The sequence below is a fragment of the Sinomonas atrocyanea genome (assembly GCF_030811715.1).
Classification (GTDB): Bacteria; Actinomycetota; Actinomycetes; order Actinomycetales; family Micrococcaceae; genus Sinomonas; species Sinomonas atrocyanea_A.
In genome coordinates this window covers 129,206-147,178 of the sequence record NZ_JAUSRH010000010.1, presented here as the reverse complement: position 1 = coordinate 147,178, position 17,973 = coordinate 129,206, and the positions used below count along the sequence as shown (strand labels likewise).

Sequence of the window (17,973 nt, the reverse complement as noted above, 5' to 3'; positions counted from 1 at the left end):
CCGGTCAGCTCTTCTTCTCGGCCGGGGCCACGGCGTCGGCCGGGACCGCCTTGACCAGCTGCGGCGTCCACGCGCCGTCCTTCTGGACGAGCTTGGCCTGGTACATCGGCTGGACGAGCACGTGGTCCGAGGCCCGGACGCTCTCCTTGCCCTTGGGTCCGTCGAACGAGTAGCCCTCGAGGCCCTTGACCATGTCGTCGACGTTGGCACCGGACTTGACCGCCTGGACGATCATCTGGCCGGCCACGAAGCCGTCGGGGGTGAAGAGGTCCGGCTTGGCCCCGGCGGCCTGGACGTCCTTGACCATCTCCTGCTCGACGGCGTTGTTGCCGCCGGCGCCCGGGAAGTAGTGGCTGAGGAAGCTGATCTTGCCGCTCGCGGCGCCGTAGGCCGAGAAGGTCGACGCGTCGCCGAGGCCCGTGACCACGGGGGCGGCGTCGAAGACGCCCTGCTGGGTGAGCGACTGCCACATGGCCCCGCTCGTGGCGCCGGCCCACGCGACGAACGTCATGGCGGGCTTGGCATCGATGATCTGGCGTGCGAAGGGGGTGAACTCGGTGGCGTCCTCGGGGACGAGGACCTGCTGCACGGTGGCACCCTTGGCGCCGAGGACGGCCTTGACGGCCGCGACGTTGCCCTGCCCGAAGGCGTTGTTCTGGGCGAAGACCACGATCTTCTTGCCCTGGAGGTTGTCCACGAAGGTGCCGGCGGTGGCCACGTCCTGGAGGGACTGCCGCCCCGAGCGGAAGGTGTACTTGTTGGCGCCCTGGAGCGCGTCGGTGGCGGCGGGGCCCGAGATGTAGAGGACCTTGTTCTGCTCGGCCTGCTGGGCCAGCTTGAGGGCGACGCCCGAGACGACGGTGCCGGCGAGGATCTTGTAGTCCTTGCCGATGAGGTCCTTGGCCTCGGCGACGGCCTTGTCCGGATCGCCCGCGTCGTCCTGGTAGGTCAGGTTCAGGGTGGCGTTGCCGACCTTGCCGGTACCGCCGGTCGCGTACTTGATCCCGGCCTGGAGGCCCTGGTAGTAGGCCGCACCGTAGGCCGCGAGCGGGCCGGTCTTGGAGTAGACGATGCCCACGTTGACCGTGCGCGCCGCGTCCGAGGCGCCGCCGGCGCCGGCGGCGCTGGAGGTGCTGGGGGCGCACCCCGTCGCGGCGAGGCCTGTGGCCAGGGAGGCGGTGAGGAGGAACTTCGTCGTTGCCTTCACGCGGATGCCTTTCGTGCGGGTGGTTCGGAAGAGGGTTCCGGCGGGCAGGCCGGAACCTGAAAGGTGATTCAGGTTACGGAAAACGTACGACGGCGAGGGGTCGCCGTCAAGGGGTCCCTCCCCTTCCGCCGAAGTCACCCCGCGGGAGCGCGACGTCACCCCGTAGGCGCGCGAGGTCACCCCGCGGGAGCGCGACGTCACCCCGTAGGCGCGCGAGGTCACCCCGTGGGAGCGCGAGGTCACCCCGTGGGAGCGCAAGGCGGCCAGTGTGGCGCACAGAAAGGGCCCGGAGCCTCCAACAGGAGGCTCCGGGCCCGGAGAGCTCGGGGTCCGCTCTAGCTCTCGGCGTGCTGGCGCTGCCCGGCGCGCCAGCGGATGCCTGCGTCGATGAAGTCGTCGATGTCTCCGTCGAGGACCGCGGCGGTGTTGCCGACCTCGTGGTCCGTGCGCAGGTCCTTGACCATCTGGTACGGATTGAGCACGTACGAGCGCATCTGATCGCCCCACGACGCTTTGACGTCGCCCGCGAGCGCCTTCTTCTCGGCGTCCTCCTGCTCCTTCTTCAGCAGCAGGAGCCGCGACTGCAGGACGCGCATGGCGGCGGCACGGTTCTGGATCTGGGACTTCTCGTTCTGCATCGAGACGACCAGACCCGTGGGGATGTGCGTGAGCCGCACGGCGGAGTCAGTCGTGTTGACGGACTGGCCGCCCGGGCCCGAGGACCTGAAGACGTCCACGCGGATCTCGTTGTCCGGGATGTCGATGTGGTCGGTCTGCTCGATGAGCGGGATGACCTCGACGGCCGCGAAGGACGTCTGGCGCCGGCCCTGGTTGTCGAAGGGGCTGATCCTCACGAGACGGTGCGTGCCGGCCTCGACGGAGAGCGTGCCGTAGGCGAAGGGAGCGTTGACCTCGAAGGTCGCGGACTTCAGGCCCGCCTCCTCCGCATAGGAGGTGTCCATGACCTTGGTCGAGTAGCCGCGCCGCTCCGCCCAGCGGAGGTACATGCGCATGAGCATCTCGGCGAAGTCGGCGGCGTCGACACCGCCCGCTCCGGCGCGGATCGTCACGACGGCCTCGCGCTCGTCGTACTCGCCATTGAGGAGCGTGACGACTTCGAGCTCCTCGAGGGCCTTGCTGATCGAGCCGAGTTCTTTCGACGCCTCGGCGAGCGCGTCGTCGTCGCCCTCTTCCTTGGCGAGCTCCACGAGGACCTCGAGGTCGTCGATCCGCTCCCCGAGCTTCTCGACCCGCTCGAGCTCGGACTGCCGGTGGGACAGCCGGGATGTGACCTGCTGGGCCTTCGAGGGGTCGTCCCACAGGTCCGGGGCGCCGGCGGCCTCGCTCAGCTCGGCGATCTCGGCCCGCAGCGAGGCGACGTCCGTGACCTGCTCGATGGAGGAGTGGGTGGCGCGGAGGGCGCGGATCTCTGCGGGAAAGTCGATGTCAGCCATATCCATCCAAGATTACGCCATGGCCGCGGCACGGCCGCGCGTCCGGTCAGTAGCCGGGGGCCGCAGCCATCAGGAAGTACTGCTCGAGGGTCGGCACGCCCCAGGAGCGCATCTGGGCGGCGGCGTTGGTTCCCACGTACCTCAGGTGCCAGGGCTCGAAGGTGTACCCGGTGATTCCCTGGAAGCCGTCGGGATAGCGCACGATGAACCCGTACCTCCAGGCGTTGGCCGCCGCGAACCTCCCCGCGGGGGTGTCACGGAAGCACGCCTGGAGGCCGCAGGGGGCGCCCGGGTTCCCGATGTCCATGGCGAGCCCGGTCTGGTGCTCGCTGAATCCGGGGCGGGCGGAGATGGTGTCGGCATAGGCCTGGCCGTACCGCGCCACGTAGGAACCGTAGAGCGCCGCCTGGTCGCTGTAGGAGCGGTACCCGCTCACGGTCGTGATCGGCACCCCTGCCGCGGCGGCGTCGCTGATCATCTTCCGGAGCGCGCCCGCCGCGTCCGCACGCATCTGCTGGGTGCCGACCCAGACCAGGGAAGGCGGTGCATACGTGAGGGGGCTCAGCGGCCGGCGCTTGTTCACTGCGACGAGCGGGTTCCAGTCCCAGAGGCTGTAGGACATCGGCGCGTTCGGGTTCCACGTGATCTGGCCGCCCCAGAAGCTCTGCGTGCACCTGGCTGCGCACACCTCGGCCGAGGTCGGATACCCGAAGGGCCCGTTCTCCCACCCGTACGACGCCCAGTACGCGCCGATCGCGCCCCACACCGGGTTCGTTCCGAGGGCCGGTGACCAGTACACCTTGCCGCCCTGGAAGTCCTGGTAGCAGCCGCCCCCGCGCAGGCCGCACCGCTCTCCCCCCACCGCGTAGCCGAGGTGTCCCGTCTCCCATCCCAGCCCGGCCCATCTGGCCTCGATGCCTCCCCACGTCGCATGGGCGCCGCTGGCGCGCGAGAAGTGGATGCTCCCACCCTGGTAGTGCCGGACGCAGCCGTCGTCCTTGAGCCCGCACCGTCCGGCGTCGATCGGGTTCCCCAGCCGTCCTGCGCTGCCACCGAGCCGCTGGTAGGCGGCGTTGATGGCACCGCCGTCGTCGAGTGCGCTGGCCGGCGAGGCACCCAGTGCGCCGGCGAGGAGGACCGCGGCAATGATTGCCGCCCATCTGCGGAGCAAGGTGGTCATGACGTCCCCTGATCTCGGTCCCGCTGCGGCGGTCCGCTCGCCATCTTCCCGCATCGTAGGGCTGCTCCCGTCGGCCTACAAGGGACCACCGGCCCGCCTGACGTCATCGCAGGAGCCTCGCCCTCGCGCTGGAGGTCGCCTGGATCGGCACCCCGTCGGGAAGGATGACGTTGACCACTGGGATGCGGGCGACGGCGGTCAGGGTCACGGTGGCCGTGCGGCCGTCGGGGCTCCCGGTCGCTGCCGCCACCGTCAGACCCTCGAACCGGGCCGCGGAGCCGTCGCGCGCGAGATAGGACGCCACGACGCCCCGCACCTTCTCCGGTGCGAGCACGGCGGCCGGCGGCCCGTCACCAGCTGCGGTCTCGACCAAGGTGAAGCTGTCAGCGGCGGCCACCGCGGCGCCGTCGGCCGCCGAGAGCAGCTTCTTGAACTCGATGTGCACCGCCGATACGGCCATCACCGTGGTGGCCACGAGGAGGCACAGCGCGGTGAACCCGATGATGAGCACCGTCAGCTGCCCGGATTCGTCCGCGTCGCGGCCGCGCCGCATGCGACGCACGACGGCGGCCGCCCACCCGGTCATCGGAACCTCCCCACGATCTGGGTGGCGGAGGCGTCGATCCGGCCGACGGTGAGTCCGAATGCCGAGGTCACCGGGCTGAGCGGCAAGGGCACGTCAACGTGCACCGAAGCGCGGACGGCGGTGCCGGCCTGGAGGCACGGGGAGCGGTCGCAGGCGACCTCGAGGCGGGCGGACTGCTCGGCGAGCCCGAAGTCGGACAGGGCCACCCGCACCGATGCCTCGGCCGCCGCGTGGGCCGACGCGTCATCCGCCGCCTGCGCGAAGGCCTTGGCTGCGTGGTCCGCCGCCCCGGCGGCGGCGAACGAGGCTCCCTGGAGTGCCGCGACGGTGAGGACGAAGTAGACCACGGGGACTAGCAGGAGCACGCCGAGGAAGACGAATTCGACGACGGCGCTCCCGTCCTCCCCGAGGGCGGCGGCCCGGGCCAGCCGGGGCCGGTCACTGCAGCGGCGCATGGCCCGCGACCTCCATCGTCCCAGCAGGTCCTATCAGGCCGACGACGGGGATCGGTGCCACCACGCGTACCTCGAGGGTCCGCACGCCCGAGCTTTCGGACTGGCCGACGGTGACGCGGGCCGCGTAGTCAGCTCCCACCGCCCCGGTGATGAGATCGGTGGCGCGCTGGCGCGCGTCGGCCGGCGTCCGGTCGCCGAGCGCGATCCTCGCAGCCGTCCAGCCCCTCGCACGCCCAACACTTCCGGGACAAGTCCCGGCCAACTAAGCCACCAGCTCCCCGCCGTCTCCTGCCTTGGGCGGGGAGCTGGTTATACAAGGAGTGGTCTCAGTGATCGCTACGACATGTCCTGCAACTTGATCGCCGCGCCATCCTTCTCGCATTTTTCGGCCACTGTCTGAGCCTGCATGAAGAAGGCCGTGCCTTGGTCCGAGTTCCCATTCGTCAGCCCCGGAGTGTAGGGAATCTCATCATGGAGCGCGACAGCGACATCGCCATGGGCTTTGTCGTAAGCATCCTTTGTGGCGCTAGCGAGGTCGCGAGCCGCGGACCGCGCTATGTCCGTGCCCAACTTGGCTCGGACTGTCCCCGCCAGCCCGTTGTAGGACGATTCGAACAACTTACAGGCAGTGTCGTTCTGCGAAGGAGCCGAGCAACCAGCTAGAAGGACCGCCCCCAATGCCGCCATAGCGGCCAGTCTCATATTCATGGCTTGAGTGTATGGGCAAGCGCACTAAGTGAGGGACAGTTGCCAGATCGTGTCGGGGCCGCGAAGACAACTCGGGACCAAAGGCCCTAATGGTCTGATGCCCCGTCTCCTGCCTTGGGGGATCCGGTTGAACCAGTTGTGCCTCAGGAGACCGCTACTCCACGTTCAGCCCTTGCTTTGGCTCCGCGACAACAGTTCGAAGAGCTTTTCTGCAATAGGTGAGGCGGTGGACTCCGAAGGAGAATCACCCTTCCCAAAATTCGGTTCTCCGAAAGCCCTCACTGCAAAGGATGTCCTAAGCGCGTCTCTTACAGACTCGGATCCGATCGGATCCATGTACGCCTCGAAGGTCTTGAGTTGCACTGCGAGTGCACCGGCCCAATTGCCGACAGACCTGTGGTGGTTAGCTTGCTTCGCCAAGTAGCCGGCCAGCGCGAAGATGGCACCGGTGACAACCAACCTCTGGACTAGATGGACATAGTCCGACCCTCCGACAGAAGGAGCGAAAACCAAAATCGCCGCAACCATCCCACCAAAGATCATGAGCGCAATAGTCGCGAACCTGAACTTGCCAGCCGTATCTTTCTCAGCCTCCGCCAGCTCGTCGAAGAACTTGGCCATTGCGTTCTGCCCAGTTGTCCCGGCAGCCTCGGAGACCTTCGTGGCTGTCTCTTCGATCTCTTCGCGCTTATCTCGGGAGGTAAGCACGTCGAAATCCTGTTGCAGCCTGTACATCAGGTTCAGTATGGCCTCAGGAGCATATGCGGATACTCCCGGCTCATATGAACCAAACTGCCGGAGGACGTAGTTAAGCAATGATAGTAGCTCGCGGGCGACTCCGTTTTCGTTGAGTATGCGATGGGAAATGGCACCCGTACGGACCTGCTCTGAGATTTTATCGATCCGTTCGAGCAGCTTAGGCGTGAGCCAGAAGCCTTCGCGCTGCTCAGCGTAAGTATTCTGAACAAAGGAGTTGGAGAGAAGCCTGGCCCATGAGGAGAGAACCCCGGAAAGCAGTGATGGTCTAACGTCTAGCGAATAGGAGGCATCGGACCCTTCATAAGAGAAACTGGCGGGCTCCAAAGCGTCGGCAAGTTCGCTGACTTTCTTCGCTACTCGTTTGATCTCGTGGAGCGCTTCGACATTGACCATGAACCACTAACCTCCGCTACCCACCCAATACCCTAGCCAGTCCTCAATCATGCCAGACCTCGGCTACATTGTTGTCACCACACCCCACGTGCAGGACCGTTTTCTGTGTCAAGGCTGGTCCGTCCTCATCCATGCGATCCGAAGCACCATGGATCTTCCACCTCCGAAGGGTTTGACAGTCTCCTGCCTACGATGCAGACATGACACCGAGCCCTTCCGAAGTGGCGGCAGCGACAGATGCCGCCATGTCCGCAACCGACTGGATCCAGCTCGCAGCCGTTCCTGTCCTGACGGGTCTCTTCGCTCTCCTCGGAGGCTGGCTGGGGTCCAAGATCGGCAAGGCCACGGAGCACCAGCAGTGGCTCCGCAACCAGAAGCACGAGGCCTACGTCTCCTTCCTGAACGAGGCGCGAGACTTCCTCACTAAGTACAGGTCGCTCAACTCGGAATCGTTCGATTGGAAGGAGTTCGTAACCCGGATCCGGCCTACTAACATCCTCATTCTGGCTCCCGAGCCCATCCGCGAGGCAGCGACATCCCTACACGGCGGGCTCCTCTTCCTCTGCCTGCACGCCACTGACGAGGAGCGACGAACGTGGCCGAGTGTGAAGAGGGGGATCGAGACCGCCGAAGATGATTACATGCGGCTGGAGGAGCTTTGCCGCAAGGAGCTAAGAGACCTGAAGGTCAACTAGACACTCATGCAAAGACCCCCGGCTGGCTGAGTCCCATGTGCAGCCGGGGGTCTTCTGTGTCCAGCCTAGCGAGGTATTCATATATCCCGCCTCAGCCCGGCACGTCGCCGCGCTCTCTGGGGCCCTGTGCGAGTCGCTGCGGCAGCGCGGCGACGAGCATGGAGAGTGCGATGCCGGTACGCATCAGTGCGGTCCTGCGGATGGTCGGTTTCAAGTCGGTTCCCTTTCCCCCGATCGGGTGGTGCGTGAGCGCGGTAGTCGATGGTCAGAAGCCAAGGGTGATGGCGGCGACGCCCGGATAGACCGCGAAGACCACGGTCAGAGGAAGGACGCCGAAGACAAGGGGCACCACGCAGGCTTACCTTTCGTATTACTGGCTCGCCCTCTCGCTCGCGGGCCCAGTACATCATCGAGGAGGCCGAGATGCAGGGGTGCAGCAATTCCGAAGAGCACCAGGCCGATGAGCTGGCTGACCCCGGCGCCGCTTACGGGCTGAGCGTCTTTGATGCCGGTCTGATCATCGAGATGGCCAGGGGTGGCGGGGTGCACGAGGTGGCCGAGGATAGCCCCGAGTGGCTGGTGCTCCTGGCCTACGAGGCTCTTCAACGGCCACACTGCACAGAATGACGCCTGAACGGCGCTACTCCGCACTGCTAGCTACAGACCCACACGCCCGCTTCTTAACCTCCCGGCCGACGTGGGTCGAACGGAGCGAAGCGGGCGTTGAGATGGTGGATGGCTGCCTGTCGTGCGCGCACTTCCTAGATTTGACCGAAAATGGACCAGGCGTGTGGCTTGAACGGGAAGACAGACTGCACCCGGACGGCACAGTCAGTCTCGGCACAACTCGGGCGTTCGTCGGGATGGACTTGTCCTGGCGGGTACGACGAGCCCGGCCGTCCTGCAGGAAGTCGCTGCGGCTCTTTCAGTTGCTGCAGACCTTATCGAAGGTGAAGCCTCGGGCTGAACTCGGGGCTTATGGCCGCCCGGCACTCCCCCACAACGGGCGGAGCGCCGGGCGGCACCTGACGCTCACCATGCTCCAGACGATCCCATCGCTCCCGCACCCGCATGGCCGCCGGGGCGCAGCCACAGCCCTCCGGGGAAGTTACGAAGGATCCGCTCAAGCAAGATCTCCAACAACAGAAGCCGAGGCCAAGACCGCCGCCGAAGAGTCGTCACGCAAAGAACGCTCAGCATAGGCCTGCAACTCAGCAAGTCGCTCTTTAGCCTCCCTCACCAACGCATACGCCTCCCTGAGCTTCTCCGACTTCTCATTTTGCTCCGCCATCTCAGGCAGGGGCGGAATCGGGAATTCCAACAATTGCTCGGCATTCTCCAAGCGGGTTCTATTGCTGGTGCCGGTAGTGAAGCCGAGGAGCATCTCCTTTGCGGCATCTGACCGGAGAAGGATCTGAATGTACTCGAGACTCGCACGTTCGCTGGCGCCTTCTCGGAGCCGGTAGGCGTACATCTCCTTGCTCATTACGAGACCATGGACGTCGTCACCCGCAACTGCAACGGCGCCGTTCACCAGATCGATACTGGATAGGACCAGGTCGCCCTTCTGCACGACCCAAAGGTCACTCGGACTGTAGTCAACCTTGGCCTGACCCTTTCTAACAACCTCGCCGGTTCGAGCCGCGAGTGCGAAATCGTACTCCCCATTACGTGATGCTTCGGGGCTAACTCGCGACACGACCTCAAGGATATCTCCCAGTGAGATTAGCGCCCCATACCTGATCGCCATTTCAGCGCGTCGCTGAGTGAATCGGGCATCATAAAAGTCCAGCCTGCCTCCGCCGACACCTTCATCTGCTCGTGAGAAGAAGGTCTCGCCATGCCCTGGCAGCGCTTGGGTGGCTGACAGCGCACCCGGGGCATCGAGGTAGCGATTCCGGTACGACCGCAGCACTGCAGACTGGAACGAGCGATAACTGTTGAGGACCTGCGGCAGGTCATCACCGACCCAGGTGCCTAATGCACTGTATCCAACCCGTTCCGCATGAGAGAAGAAGATCGGCTCTTTTTGAATGAGCTGGACGTCCGGCTTTTTGATCAGGTAAAGCACCGATGTTTTCGCATCGGTATGCGCCAGGTACTTGAAAGCGTCTCGCGAAAGAGAAACGACCGCCTTCACGAAGAAGTGCCTGCGTACAAATTCTCGGACGACTGAATATTCAGGAGTGTTCAAAACGGCTTCGTCTACGACGATGGCGGTGCGGCCACCCTGCCATTCGATACCGGCGTTCTGATCACGGTCTCCTCGCAGGTAGTTTGCGATCGCGCCCAGGAATAGGGCGCCACCCTTGAGGGACCGCCCACGGGGGACCTGCGTCACCTGACCAGAAGAGATGGCATGGCGCAGCTCGACAATCCTGGCCGCCGCCCGGTCTCGAGCACTAATTGTTCGGGTTAGCTTGCCACGAGGACGCTCCGCGGGTTCCATTGCCTCAAGCTCGGAGATGAGTGCTATGGAAGCTTCATGACGCTTCTGCTGTTCCGCGAGCTGGCGTTCTTCCACTGTCTCTAGGGGAACGACACCAAGTGACTGGTAGAAGGCGGCACTGTCGTCGGCTTCGCCCCCCAGAGCGATCCACGACTGAAGCGCAGCCGTGTAGTCGGTGTCGCCCAAAGGGGGGTTCGTGAGGACGATGTCCACACTGCCGTTCAGCCCAGTCTCGCGGCCCGGAAAGACCGAGCGGTCGGCCAGAGCCAGACCGTTCACCGTTGCAATACCGGATCTGCCGTCCCCGTGGATGAACATGTTCATCTTGGCGATAGTTGAGACCCAGTCATCAATATCAGCCCCGAGCAGCTGACGTTCCCTGATGGACTTCTCGACTTCTTGGAGTGGAGAAGTGGCGAGATGAGCCTTGCTGAGCATGTGTTCCATCGCCGCGATGAGGAATCGCCCAGTACCCACGGCCGGGTCCAAGGTCACGTCGGTCGCCCTCATCTCAACGAGGTCGGCGCCGAAAGATACCACCTGCGCAGGCGTGAAGAACTGTCCGACCCGCGTATCCTTTTCGCTCCTTCTAGCGAGTGTTTCGAAAACGGCACCAAGCACGTCGACTCGACCTGCGTGGAAGTCGTATCGGTCGAATGCAGGGAGAATGAGTTTTTCGACCAACTCGTCATTGATACGTGCGTGAAACGTCACCGGTACCCCGCCGACAGGCTGGAGTAACCCCGTCTCCCTGAGGCTCGGGTCCTCGCTTATCTCATGGAGAAGGGCCTCGACCATGCGGCCGCCGTAGCTACGGTGCCAAGCCGCCGGCACTCCTTCCCGCCAAGAACGAAATCCGTCGAGCGTGAAACGACTCTGTTGGCCGGTGTGCCTCTGGCGGCGTTCTTCATAAAGGCGAATAAACGCAAGGTAAACCAGAGTGATGTTCGCGTTGTTTCCAGTGATTCCGTGACTTCTAAAGTCATTTTCGACCTTCTGGAGGTCCTTCTTCAGCTGACGTTCGCGCTGCGCGTCGAACTCTTGCGACTCCTCCGCAAGCTCAGCCGCCAGCTCTAAGTCTTCAGGAAAAATGGTCTGCTGCACAAGTTCGCGGGCTCGTGCATCGTCGACCGCAGTGCTCCATCGGGCGAAAAAATCACCTAAACGGGACGAAGGATAAAGCTGTGGGTCCGCCGAGCTCAGCTTGTCGAGCATAAGCTGAGTGGCTTCAAAGTCGAGGCCCACCATGCGGCCCGGGGTGCCTTCGCGCTCCTGATTGCGATTGTACAGGTCCCGGAAGTTAGTGCTCATGCGAGCAGAAGTTGCAGGGGAGACGTACAACATGCCGTAGTCACGGTATCCCCCAGCGGCGATCGCCCTGCTGAGGTGGTCTTTTACCGCGAGAAACTCGCCGTCAGCAGCCGAGCCTCGTCGCTTGGTTACCTCTACGAGGATGAGGCGGCCGTTTGCAGGGTCCTGTACCTCGATGTCCGGCTTTCCGCCTGGTGAGTGGCGTCCACCCGAGTTCGTGCCGTGGTGAACCACGGTACAGCCGCGGGGTTCGAACGCCCTCCGAAGGTCGGCAGCCAACTGCTGCTCAAGTTGAGTGGACGCGTCAAGCTCGTCGTAGCGACTGGCCATACCTTGTTGGTCCCGTTTCCTTGTGGTCTCGATGATGGTCACAGACTGTCTACAGCCTACCTATGACAGTCGTGCCGGTTGCGCCAGCGACGCAGTCAGCGGCGGTTCTTGACCACTCACTCCTGCTCTCGCTCTGGACGAGCGACCCAGGAGCGGGTAGCCGAACGATGGCTGCTCCAGCTATGGAAATAGCTGGGCATCCTGCTGGTGGTTTTTGAGCCGGCAGGTCTCCATGTGAGTGGACAGCCCACTGTCGGCCGGACCTTCAACCCAAGTTACAGGGACGTCCCACGCGGACTCATGATTCGGCAGGTCCACCTGCTTCACATCCCCAGTGAAACGGATGCTGACAATGTCGTGGGGCACCTCCGCAGTACCCAGCGGTAGTCCCGCCGCTCCCGGGGTAGCGGCGCGAATTTTCGTCTCACAAGCGCTTCTGACCTCAGAAGCTGTCGCACGATCCACGGATGCAGCTGCTGCAGTCGTGACAGTGGGCACTTCCGCGCCGTTTGAAGCAATGCCGCAACCGGCCAAAAAAGCGAGAGACCCGAGCACCATTAGCGCAATGGCCCGGTAGGCGCCTTTCGCGGGCGCCAGCCCCTCCTTGTTCTCCAGTCCCCCGACCGCCGGCTCACTCATTATCGAGAGGCGGGGGACATTCTCCGCGAGTCACTGGACAGAACGACGGATCGAAAGGCTTCCTGGCTGCGTCAGTCGCCGACCAGCGCTTTGTAACTTGGTCGTCCTCGCGGAGATAGCGAGCGAGACACAGAACAGACGCCCCCATGGCCCCGGCGCGTCTGGCCTGGATCGCCACCGAGAGCGCGTTGCTACCGGAGACCCAAGAATCCTCCACGACCAACACGTGCTGGTCCTTGGGGTCGTGGGTGAAGCCGAAGTCGTCAGGACGAATGCCGTCTCCTCGCCCCTCACGTGGCTGCCCAACGAATGTAGCTTCGTTGTTGAGCAAATCCTTGGAGAAGTAGTGCGTCACAAACTCCTCGAGCGGGTGGGGCTTCCTTCCTCGACCAGATGGGACCGTTACCACTGATGTGACGGGCATTCGGGTGAAGCGCTGAATGCAACCCCAGTGTGCGACGGTGAAGTAGTACATCAGGATCGACAAGCGGCGGACTGCAGCTAGATTCGGCGGATCGCCTTTGTAACCATATACGTCACGGCGGGACTGAGGTGTTGCGCCTGCATAGGTCAGCGGCACTACGACTTCAGGCATAGCCCCTCTGTAGGATCTGCTCGCCTGATTGCACTGATAGCAGTGCGAATAGCCATAACTGATGGGCCGGACACATAGCCTGCAGTAATCAAGCTCGGGCAGTACAGCGCCGAAAGCGCCGGCCCCCGATTCGAGCGGCTGGCCCGGATTCCGCATGATTTGCGCCACCTCCGGAAGGTACTCAAGGCTAGGGCCCCCGCTCATCACCAAGATGCTGCCCTCATACCGATCCCCGGGAAGACGGCTCGCACGGGCTTCGCCTTGTCGAAGGCTACCTGGGCGGCTTCGTCAACTGAGGAGACCACGCTCACGTCGAGGCGATCAGGATCGCTGGCTAGTTTCCGGCCCCAGCTCGTTTCCTTCGCCACGGCGTCCCAGATGACGAGGGGTCGTCCATGTGTGATGGCACGAAAGGCCTGGTGTTTAGTCCCCGACTTCTCCGACGCCTCCACTATGACGGTTGCGGCGGAGAACGCCGACATCACTGCGTTGCGCATAGGAAAGTTGAAGCGGGTCGGCCCTGTACCGGGCCAGAACTGCGATAGAACGAGGCCTCCACCGCTCTCGATACGTCGCTGAAGATGCTCCGAGCTCTTCGGGTAGTACCGGTCGATACCGGTCCCGATAATCCCGACCGTCCTGCCATCCGCGCGAAGAGCCGCCGTATGGGCCGCGGCATCAATGCCAGCGGCAAGCCCTGAGACCACCGGGACGCCCTGCTGCGCGAGCCGTTCCGCGAGCAGCGAAGCCGAGGCCAGCGCGTCCGGCCCGGCGCTACGGGAGCCGACGATGCTGATACCGCGTTCGCGCTCGCCACGCGGCCATAGCCTTCCACGTCCGAACACGAACGGTGGAAGATCGTGGACTTCACGGAGTTGGCGCGGGTACTCGGGATCCAAGTAGGTCAGGAAGCGGGTGCCATCACTCTCCCACTGGTCGATGAGTCGTGCGGCGTGCTCCACCAAGTCGTCAACCGCTCCAAACGCGCCACCGCTCTGCCGCTTCTCTTCCAGAAGTACGCTCGGCGGCACATCGGTCTCGAGGAGAACATCCCGCAGGGGAGCCCATTTGAACTCCCCCGGGGGTCGTAGTAAGGCGACGAGTGACGCGCGCTCAAGGGCTAGATCCATGAGCTCCAGCCACCTCCCGTATCCCTCATATCACTCCTCTTGTAGGTTACCGTCTCGCGAGCGTGGGCCCTGCGGCAACGCGGCATTGTTGCACCCAGTCACCTGCCGTTGCCGGGATCCTTGGCGTCGGAGGGTGGTTCACCACACACTTTTTGGCGATCCCCCAGAGATATTCGCTAGGCACCGGGGGCGAGGTCGGCGAGGGTGGAGGGGGGATGGTGGGGTGGAGGCTACTGCCCCTCCCCCTTGGGTTGCGCCTGCACGTCGTTGCCTCGCCGGCACAGCCGCCCGGTGGGCTGACGGTCGCACTGGGTGTCGTCCTGCTGCACCTATCCGCGGGCAGGTCCCCACCGGCGCGAGACACGCAGGCCCACCACACGCCGCTCCCGGCGTTCGCCGGTGCGGTGAGACACGTTCGGGGCCGGCTGGGCCTGTCAGCCATCCCCGCCGCGCCCTCGGCCCGGTAACGCTCTGCCCACCGCCTGGCCGTGGTGACCGAGACATCGAAGCGCTCCGCGGCCCGGCGCAGTGGCCAGCCGTCCTCCACGATGCAGCGGGCAAGCCGCAGCCGGCCCGTCGGCGTCAGGGAAGCGTTAGCGTGGGACATGAAGACCTCCGGGTTGAGGAGCGGTTCCTAGACAGCTCCACACCTCACCCGGAGGTCTTCCTCATGTCACGCCGACATGCCGATCCCGCACCTAACGTCCCGGGTCAGTACATCTAGTCCGCCGCGCACGCCTCACGCTTTCTACGCCGCAGACTTCTTGGCTGCAGACTTCTTGACGCCGCGCCTTCGCCACCATCGCTTGATGCGGGCGGACTGGAAGTCAAGAGCTGCGGCGCTTCCCCAAATGACTCCGCCGATCAGTCCGACGGCAAACTGGCCCGGTTGAACGGGCTTATTATCGATAGCCGACGTGATAGCAGGCGCCATGAGGCCCAGGAAGAAGAACGCAGTTGGTCGCAACCAAGCTACGACCGTCGAGATCGCAGTGCCTATCCTGGAGGACAATAACTCGCCTTCGGCGTCCTGGATGTGCTCGGCCAGTACCATCTCTCGCTTGTCCGCAATCAGACGCGCCGTTGTCTCCAACTTATACGAGAAGGCGTTCACAGCCGTTTTGTGGGCAGCCGCAGCTTCATCAGATAATCTCGATAACGGCGTCAGGCTGGCAGCGCTTTCGGAAGGGTGAATGGCGCCTGCGATTGGAAGCTGCGCATCTTCTGTTTTCGGAGCAGCGCCATCATCGATCATGATCGGTCGGCTTCCCCTCGGAGGCTCCGCCAACATTGGAGTCCGTCGCCAAGTGCCGACGGCTGCGCCCCAAATCACCAGCCTCTAACTTCCGAATCACACGATTTAGCGTCTCAATTTTCTGCTCTTTATCGTGCAATTCCATAGTTAGCTCGTTCAGCATGCGCTCCGCTCTGCTTATGGTCGTTGCATACTCGGCGCGCCTCTCCCTAGTTCGCTTACGAGTCGCGTAGAGCGTACCCGCGGCTCCTGCCGTCAACGCGAACACGGTTACGGCAGATTGAACCAAGATCAATTGCTGGCCTATGCTATTGGGCGAGCTGGGCGAATAGTCTTGCGACAGTGAAAGAATGAGGATCGTCGCTGCGACGGCGACCGCCATAGCACCGAATAAGACAGCACCGAGCGCCCAGAACCGGGCCTTGGCTTCCGCCAGCCGTTCGCGCCTGTAGCGATCCAGTTCTGTCTGAAGGAGCAGCGCTGCGAAGTCGTCATCGGACGAAGAGGCATGGCCAGCAAATCCCCCTGAGTTCGTTAACCGGTACCTCTTGCTCGATCGTGCCACCATGTGGAGATTGTATGCGTCAACAAGACCGGCTGTGCTGATGATCCACTCCCAGTTCTGAAACTACGAGGGGTTGACGAGTGGCACCATCATGCCGATCTCCTTCTTCCCGGCGGCCTCCATGAGTTCCCGTTTGGCCAGGTCGCGGACATCCTGCGCCTGGGCGCGGAGGACGTCTGCCAGTGGCGTGCCCCGTTCGATCGCTACCACCAGGCCGTCGACGAAGCGCGAGATGGGGGCGACGTCGACGCGATCGCCCATGGCCTGCAGAGCCCGGACGAGTGGGGTGCCCGAGCGGGTGTCAGCCAGGACCGCCGTGAACTCGCGTGCCAGCTCGCCCTGGGAGACCCGGGCCGTGCGGTCCAGTGCCCCTGCCGCTGTCTCCCCTGCGCCGACGGCCAGGGCCATCATGTCGGCGACCGAGGGGAACTCGGCCAGGATGCGCTGCTTGCGCCTGCTGATGGCCAAGCCGAGCAGATAGTCGCGGGCCATGAACCCGGCGGCTGTGGCAGCCAGGACCATCAGGACTGCGAAGAGCGCGTTGAGCCTGCCGGAAAGTGCGGCGGCGGTCGAACCGAGCGCCGCCAGCACGAAGGCTGCGCCCGCCCAGAGGAGCTGCTCGGCCCTGAAGTCAACCGGGTTCTTGGGCGAGCCGGCCTGCGCAAGGCGCCGGGCGAGGGCCGCGTTCCCGAGGTTGAGCCGGCCGAGCGAGCCCACGGCGTCGCGCAGGAGGGGCCGAAGGATCTGTTCGAGGGGTCCGAACGGCGTGATGTTCGCTTCGGCGTCCTGCAGGAGGCGCGAACGGCGGTCCGCCGAGCGCAGCTGTGGCGCGACCCGTTCGGTGAAGGTGGTCCGCCGCATGACGGGCAGCCGCACGAAGGCGAGCCAGAGGCCGATTCCGCCGGTGGCGCCCGCGAGCATGGCCAGGGCCGTCGTGCCGCTCACCGGAGGACCCGCTCTTCCTCAGGCAGCGCCGCGATGCGGAGCATCAGCCGGTAGCACAGCACCGAGACCCCGAGCCCTACGAGGAGTACCGCGAGCCCGGTGGGCCGGGCATAGGCAGCCATGGCCTCTGGCCTCGTCGACATCAGCAGGAGCACGATCCACGGGGCCGAGACGGCGAGGCGGGCGGCGTTGACCGTCCACGACTGGCGCGCCTCGAGCTCGCTGCGGGTGCGGGCGCTCTCCCGGAGGAATTCAGACAGGGTGCCCAGCAGCCGGCCGAGGTCAGAACCGCCGACCTCGCGCGTGAGCCGGAGGGCCTCGATGATCCGATCCGCGACCGGGTCCGACAACCCGTCCTTGAGCCGGTCCAGCGCGAGGCCGAAGCTGCCGCCGGAGCGGTAGTCCGCGGCGAAGTCGAGGAAGACTCCGCGCAGGGGCTCCGGACCCTTGTAGCCGAGCTGCATGAGCGCTTCGGGAAGGGACAGGCCAGCACGGATCGCGGAGCGGAGGTGATCGACGACGTCGGGCCAGAGCTCGCGCAGGATCGCGGCACGGCGCTTGGCCTGCCAGCGCACGAGGCCCACGGGCAGCCCAGCCGCGAAGAGCCCGAAGCACAGCGCCACCGGGGCGGCCGCCGTCACCACGAAGAACGCCAGGGCCACGAAGCAGCCCAGACCCGCGCTCGAGAGGACGAGCGCCGTCGGTGAGACCCGCTGGAGCCCAGCCTGCGCGATGAGCCGCCGCAGCCTGCCCGGCGGCCGCGGCGCCGAGGAGCGCACCGGCAGTGGCCAGAAGGACCACCAGATGAGGAAGAGGCCGACCCCGCCGGCAAGCCCCATCGCCGCCGCCATCAGGCGGCCTCCAGGAGCCGGAGCACGTCGATGCCCGCGCGCTCGAACTTCTCGGTGGCTGGCATGCCGGTCGGCCGCGCCTGCAGGACACCGTCTGCGTCGAGGGCAAACACGGAGGACGTCTCGATGATGCCGTCCTCGACGCGTTGCCCCACCGCGAGGATCTCGGCGACCCGTCGCCGCCCGCTGGTCTGGCGGCTGCAGTGCACGACGAGGTCGATGCAGGCGGCCACAGTCGGCACGACGAACGACGAGGAGATGTTCGCTCCGGCGAGCAGCGGCAGGGTACACAGCTTCGTGACGGCGTCGGAGGCCGAGTTCGCGTGGATCGTGCACATGCCGGGGAGCCCCGACTGGCTCTGAAGCGCTATGCGCACCACTTGAATCCTCGCTTTTCGTCGCCCACAGAGAAGGCGCGACACGATTGTGGAGGACCAGCCCATACGGCGCCACCTCACATCCCCCA

Annotated in this window: 16 protein-coding genes and 2 pseudogenes; 2 read left to right on the top strand and 16 right to left on the bottom strand. The window is 64.7% G+C overall.

Annotation, left to right across the window (positions count from 1 at the left end):
• Positions 1-4: 4 nt before the first annotated feature.
• From J2W21_RS15080 to J2W21_RS15050, 7 genes are all read right to left on the bottom strand, one after another.
• Entirely contained in the window at positions 5-1,207 is a 1,203-nt protein-coding gene (locus J2W21_RS15080) for a substrate-binding domain-containing protein (protein WP_307115324.1), read from the bottom strand.
• 335 nt (positions 1,208-1,542) lie between these two features.
• Complete coding sequence (gene prfB / locus J2W21_RS15075) at positions 1,543-2,661, bottom strand: peptide chain release factor 2 (RefSeq protein WP_307115323.1); 1,119 nt, start codon at positions 2,659-2,661, stop codon at positions 1,543-1,545.
• Between the two features lie 46 nt (positions 2,662-2,707).
• Entirely contained in the window at positions 2,708-3,841 is a 1,134-nt protein-coding gene (locus J2W21_RS15070; protein WP_307115322.1) for a D-alanyl-D-alanine carboxypeptidase family protein, read from the bottom strand.
• Between the two features lie 103 nt (positions 3,842-3,944).
• Positions 3,945-4,427 (bottom strand): hypothetical protein, encoded by a 483-nt coding sequence (locus J2W21_RS15065; protein WP_307115321.1) that lies wholly within the window; start codon positions 4,425-4,427, stop codon positions 3,945-3,947.
• Positions 4,424-4,882 carry a hypothetical protein gene (locus J2W21_RS15060; RefSeq protein WP_307115320.1) on the bottom strand — a complete coding sequence of 153 codons (459 nt, stop codon included), beginning with the start codon at positions 4,880-4,882 and terminating at the stop codon, positions 4,424-4,426. Before J2W21_RS15060 ends, J2W21_RS15065 begins: the two co-directional genes overlap by 4 nt.
• A gap of 336 nt (positions 4,883-5,218) precedes the next feature.
• Positions 5,219-5,590 carry a hypothetical protein gene (locus J2W21_RS15055; protein ID WP_307115319.1) on the bottom strand — a complete coding sequence of 124 codons (372 nt, stop codon included), beginning with the start codon at positions 5,588-5,590 and terminating at the stop codon, positions 5,219-5,221.
• Positions 5,591-5,755: 165 nt separating this feature from the next.
• Complete coding sequence (locus tag J2W21_RS15050) at positions 5,756-6,742, bottom strand: hypothetical protein (protein WP_307115318.1); 987 nt, start codon at positions 6,740-6,742, stop codon at positions 5,756-5,758.
• 200 nt (positions 6,743-6,942) lie between these two features.
• Here J2W21_RS15050 and J2W21_RS15045 point away from each other — a divergent pair, with 200 nt between their 5' ends.
• Together J2W21_RS15045 and J2W21_RS15040 are read left to right on the top strand one after the other, a co-directional pair.
• On the top strand, positions 6,943-7,437 hold the full coding sequence (locus J2W21_RS15045; RefSeq protein ID WP_307115317.1) for a hypothetical protein: 495 nt from the start codon (positions 6,943-6,945) through the stop codon (positions 7,435-7,437).
• A 423-nt stretch (positions 7,438-7,860) separates the two neighbouring features.
• Positions 7,861-8,064: a hypothetical protein gene (locus tag J2W21_RS15040; protein WP_307115316.1), complete on the top strand. Its 204-nt coding sequence runs from the start codon at positions 7,861-7,863 to the stop codon at positions 8,062-8,064.
• A gap of 496 nt (positions 8,065-8,560) precedes the next feature.
• Here the strand turns inward: J2W21_RS15040 and J2W21_RS15035 are convergent, their stop codons facing one another.
• From J2W21_RS15035 to J2W21_RS14995, 9 genes and pseudogenes are all read right to left on the bottom strand, one after another.
• Positions 8,561-11,569: an N-6 DNA methylase gene (locus J2W21_RS15035; RefSeq protein WP_307115315.1), complete on the bottom strand. Its 3,009-nt coding sequence runs from the start codon at positions 11,567-11,569 to the stop codon at positions 8,561-8,563.
• Positions 11,570-12,158: 589 nt separating this feature from the next.
• Entirely contained in the window at positions 12,159-12,761 is a 603-nt protein-coding gene (locus J2W21_RS15030) for a hypothetical protein (RefSeq protein ID WP_307115314.1), read from the bottom strand.
• A gap of 203 nt (positions 12,762-12,964) precedes the next feature.
• Positions 12,965-13,891, bottom strand: coding sequence for a DNA-processing protein DprA (locus J2W21_RS15025; protein WP_307115313.1), 927 nt, complete (start codon positions 13,889-13,891; stop codon positions 12,965-12,967).
• 335 nt (positions 13,892-14,226) lie between these two features.
• Positions 14,227-14,498, bottom strand: a pseudogene (locus J2W21_RS15020) (helix-turn-helix domain-containing protein); the annotation flags it as partial.
• Between the two features lie 141 nt (positions 14,499-14,639).
• Positions 14,640-15,146: a hypothetical protein gene (locus J2W21_RS15015; protein WP_307115312.1), complete on the bottom strand. Its 507-nt coding sequence runs from the start codon at positions 15,144-15,146 to the stop codon at positions 14,640-14,642.
• A complete protein-coding gene (locus tag J2W21_RS15010) occupies positions 15,136-15,714 on the bottom strand; it encodes a hypothetical protein (protein WP_307115311.1) in 579 nt (192 codons plus the stop codon). The genes J2W21_RS15015 and J2W21_RS15010 overlap by 11 nt, the downstream gene beginning before the upstream one ends.
• Before the next feature lie 60 nt (positions 15,715-15,774).
• The gene (locus J2W21_RS15005) at positions 15,775-16,656 is read right to left on the bottom strand and encodes a type II secretion system F family protein (RefSeq protein WP_307115310.1); all 882 of its coding nucleotides are present in this window, start codon (positions 16,654-16,656) and stop codon (positions 15,775-15,777) included.
• Positions 16,653-17,507, bottom strand: coding sequence for a type II secretion system F family protein (locus J2W21_RS15000; protein ID WP_307115309.1), 855 nt, complete (start codon positions 17,505-17,507; stop codon positions 16,653-16,655). Before J2W21_RS15000 ends, J2W21_RS15005 begins: the two co-directional genes overlap by 4 nt.
• Positions 17,507-17,923 (bottom strand): annotated as a pseudogene (locus J2W21_RS14995) (CpaF family protein); the annotation flags it as partial. The gene J2W21_RS15000 and the pseudogene J2W21_RS14995, both read right to left, overlap by 1 nt.
• Between the last annotated feature and the right edge of the window lie 50 nt (positions 17,924-17,973).

Bases quoted from the DNA above. Each gene is read 5' to 3' on its own strand.
- J2W21_RS15025 (WP_307115313.1), bottom strand. From the start codon at position 13,891: ATGGATCTAGCCCTTGAGCGCGCGTCACTCGTCGCCTTACTACGACCC.
- J2W21_RS15050 (WP_307115318.1), bottom strand. From the start codon at position 6,742: ATGGTCAATGTCGAAGCGCTCCACGAGATCAAACGAGTAGCGAAGAAA.
- J2W21_RS15055 (WP_307115319.1), bottom strand. From the start codon at position 5,590: ATGAATATGAGACTGGCCGCTATGGCGGCATTGGGGGCGGTCCTTCTA.
- prfB (WP_307115323.1), bottom strand. From the start codon at position 2,661: ATGGCTGACATCGACTTTCCCGCAGAGATCCGCGCCCTCCGCGCCACC.
- J2W21_RS15010 (WP_307115311.1), bottom strand. From the start codon at position 15,714: ATGGTGGCACGATCGAGCAAGAGGTACCGGTTAACGAACTCAGGGGGA.
- J2W21_RS15060 (WP_307115320.1), bottom strand. From the start codon at position 4,882: ATGCGCCGCTGCAGTGACCGGCCCCGGCTGGCCCGGGCCGCCGCCCTC.
- J2W21_RS15015 (WP_307115312.1), bottom strand. From the start codon at position 15,146: ATGATCGATGATGGCGCTGCTCCGAAAACAGAAGATGCGCAGCTTCCA.
- J2W21_RS15045 (WP_307115317.1), top strand. From the start codon at position 6,943: ATGACACCGAGCCCTTCCGAAGTGGCGGCAGCGACAGATGCCGCCATG.
- J2W21_RS15040 (WP_307115316.1), top strand. From the start codon at position 7,861: ATGCAGGGGTGCAGCAATTCCGAAGAGCACCAGGCCGATGAGCTGGCT.
- J2W21_RS15070 (WP_307115322.1), bottom strand. From the start codon at position 3,841: ATGACCACCTTGCTCCGCAGATGGGCGGCAATCATTGCCGCGGTCCTC.
- J2W21_RS15030 (WP_307115314.1), bottom strand. From the start codon at position 12,761: ATGCCTGAAGTCGTAGTGCCGCTGACCTATGCAGGCGCAACACCTCAG.
- J2W21_RS15065 (WP_307115321.1), bottom strand. From the start codon at position 4,427: ATGACCGGGTGGGCGGCCGCCGTCGTGCGTCGCATGCGGCGCGGCCGC.
- J2W21_RS15000 (WP_307115309.1), bottom strand. From the start codon at position 17,507: ATGGCGGCGGCGATGGGGCTTGCCGGCGGGGTCGGCCTCTTCCTCATC.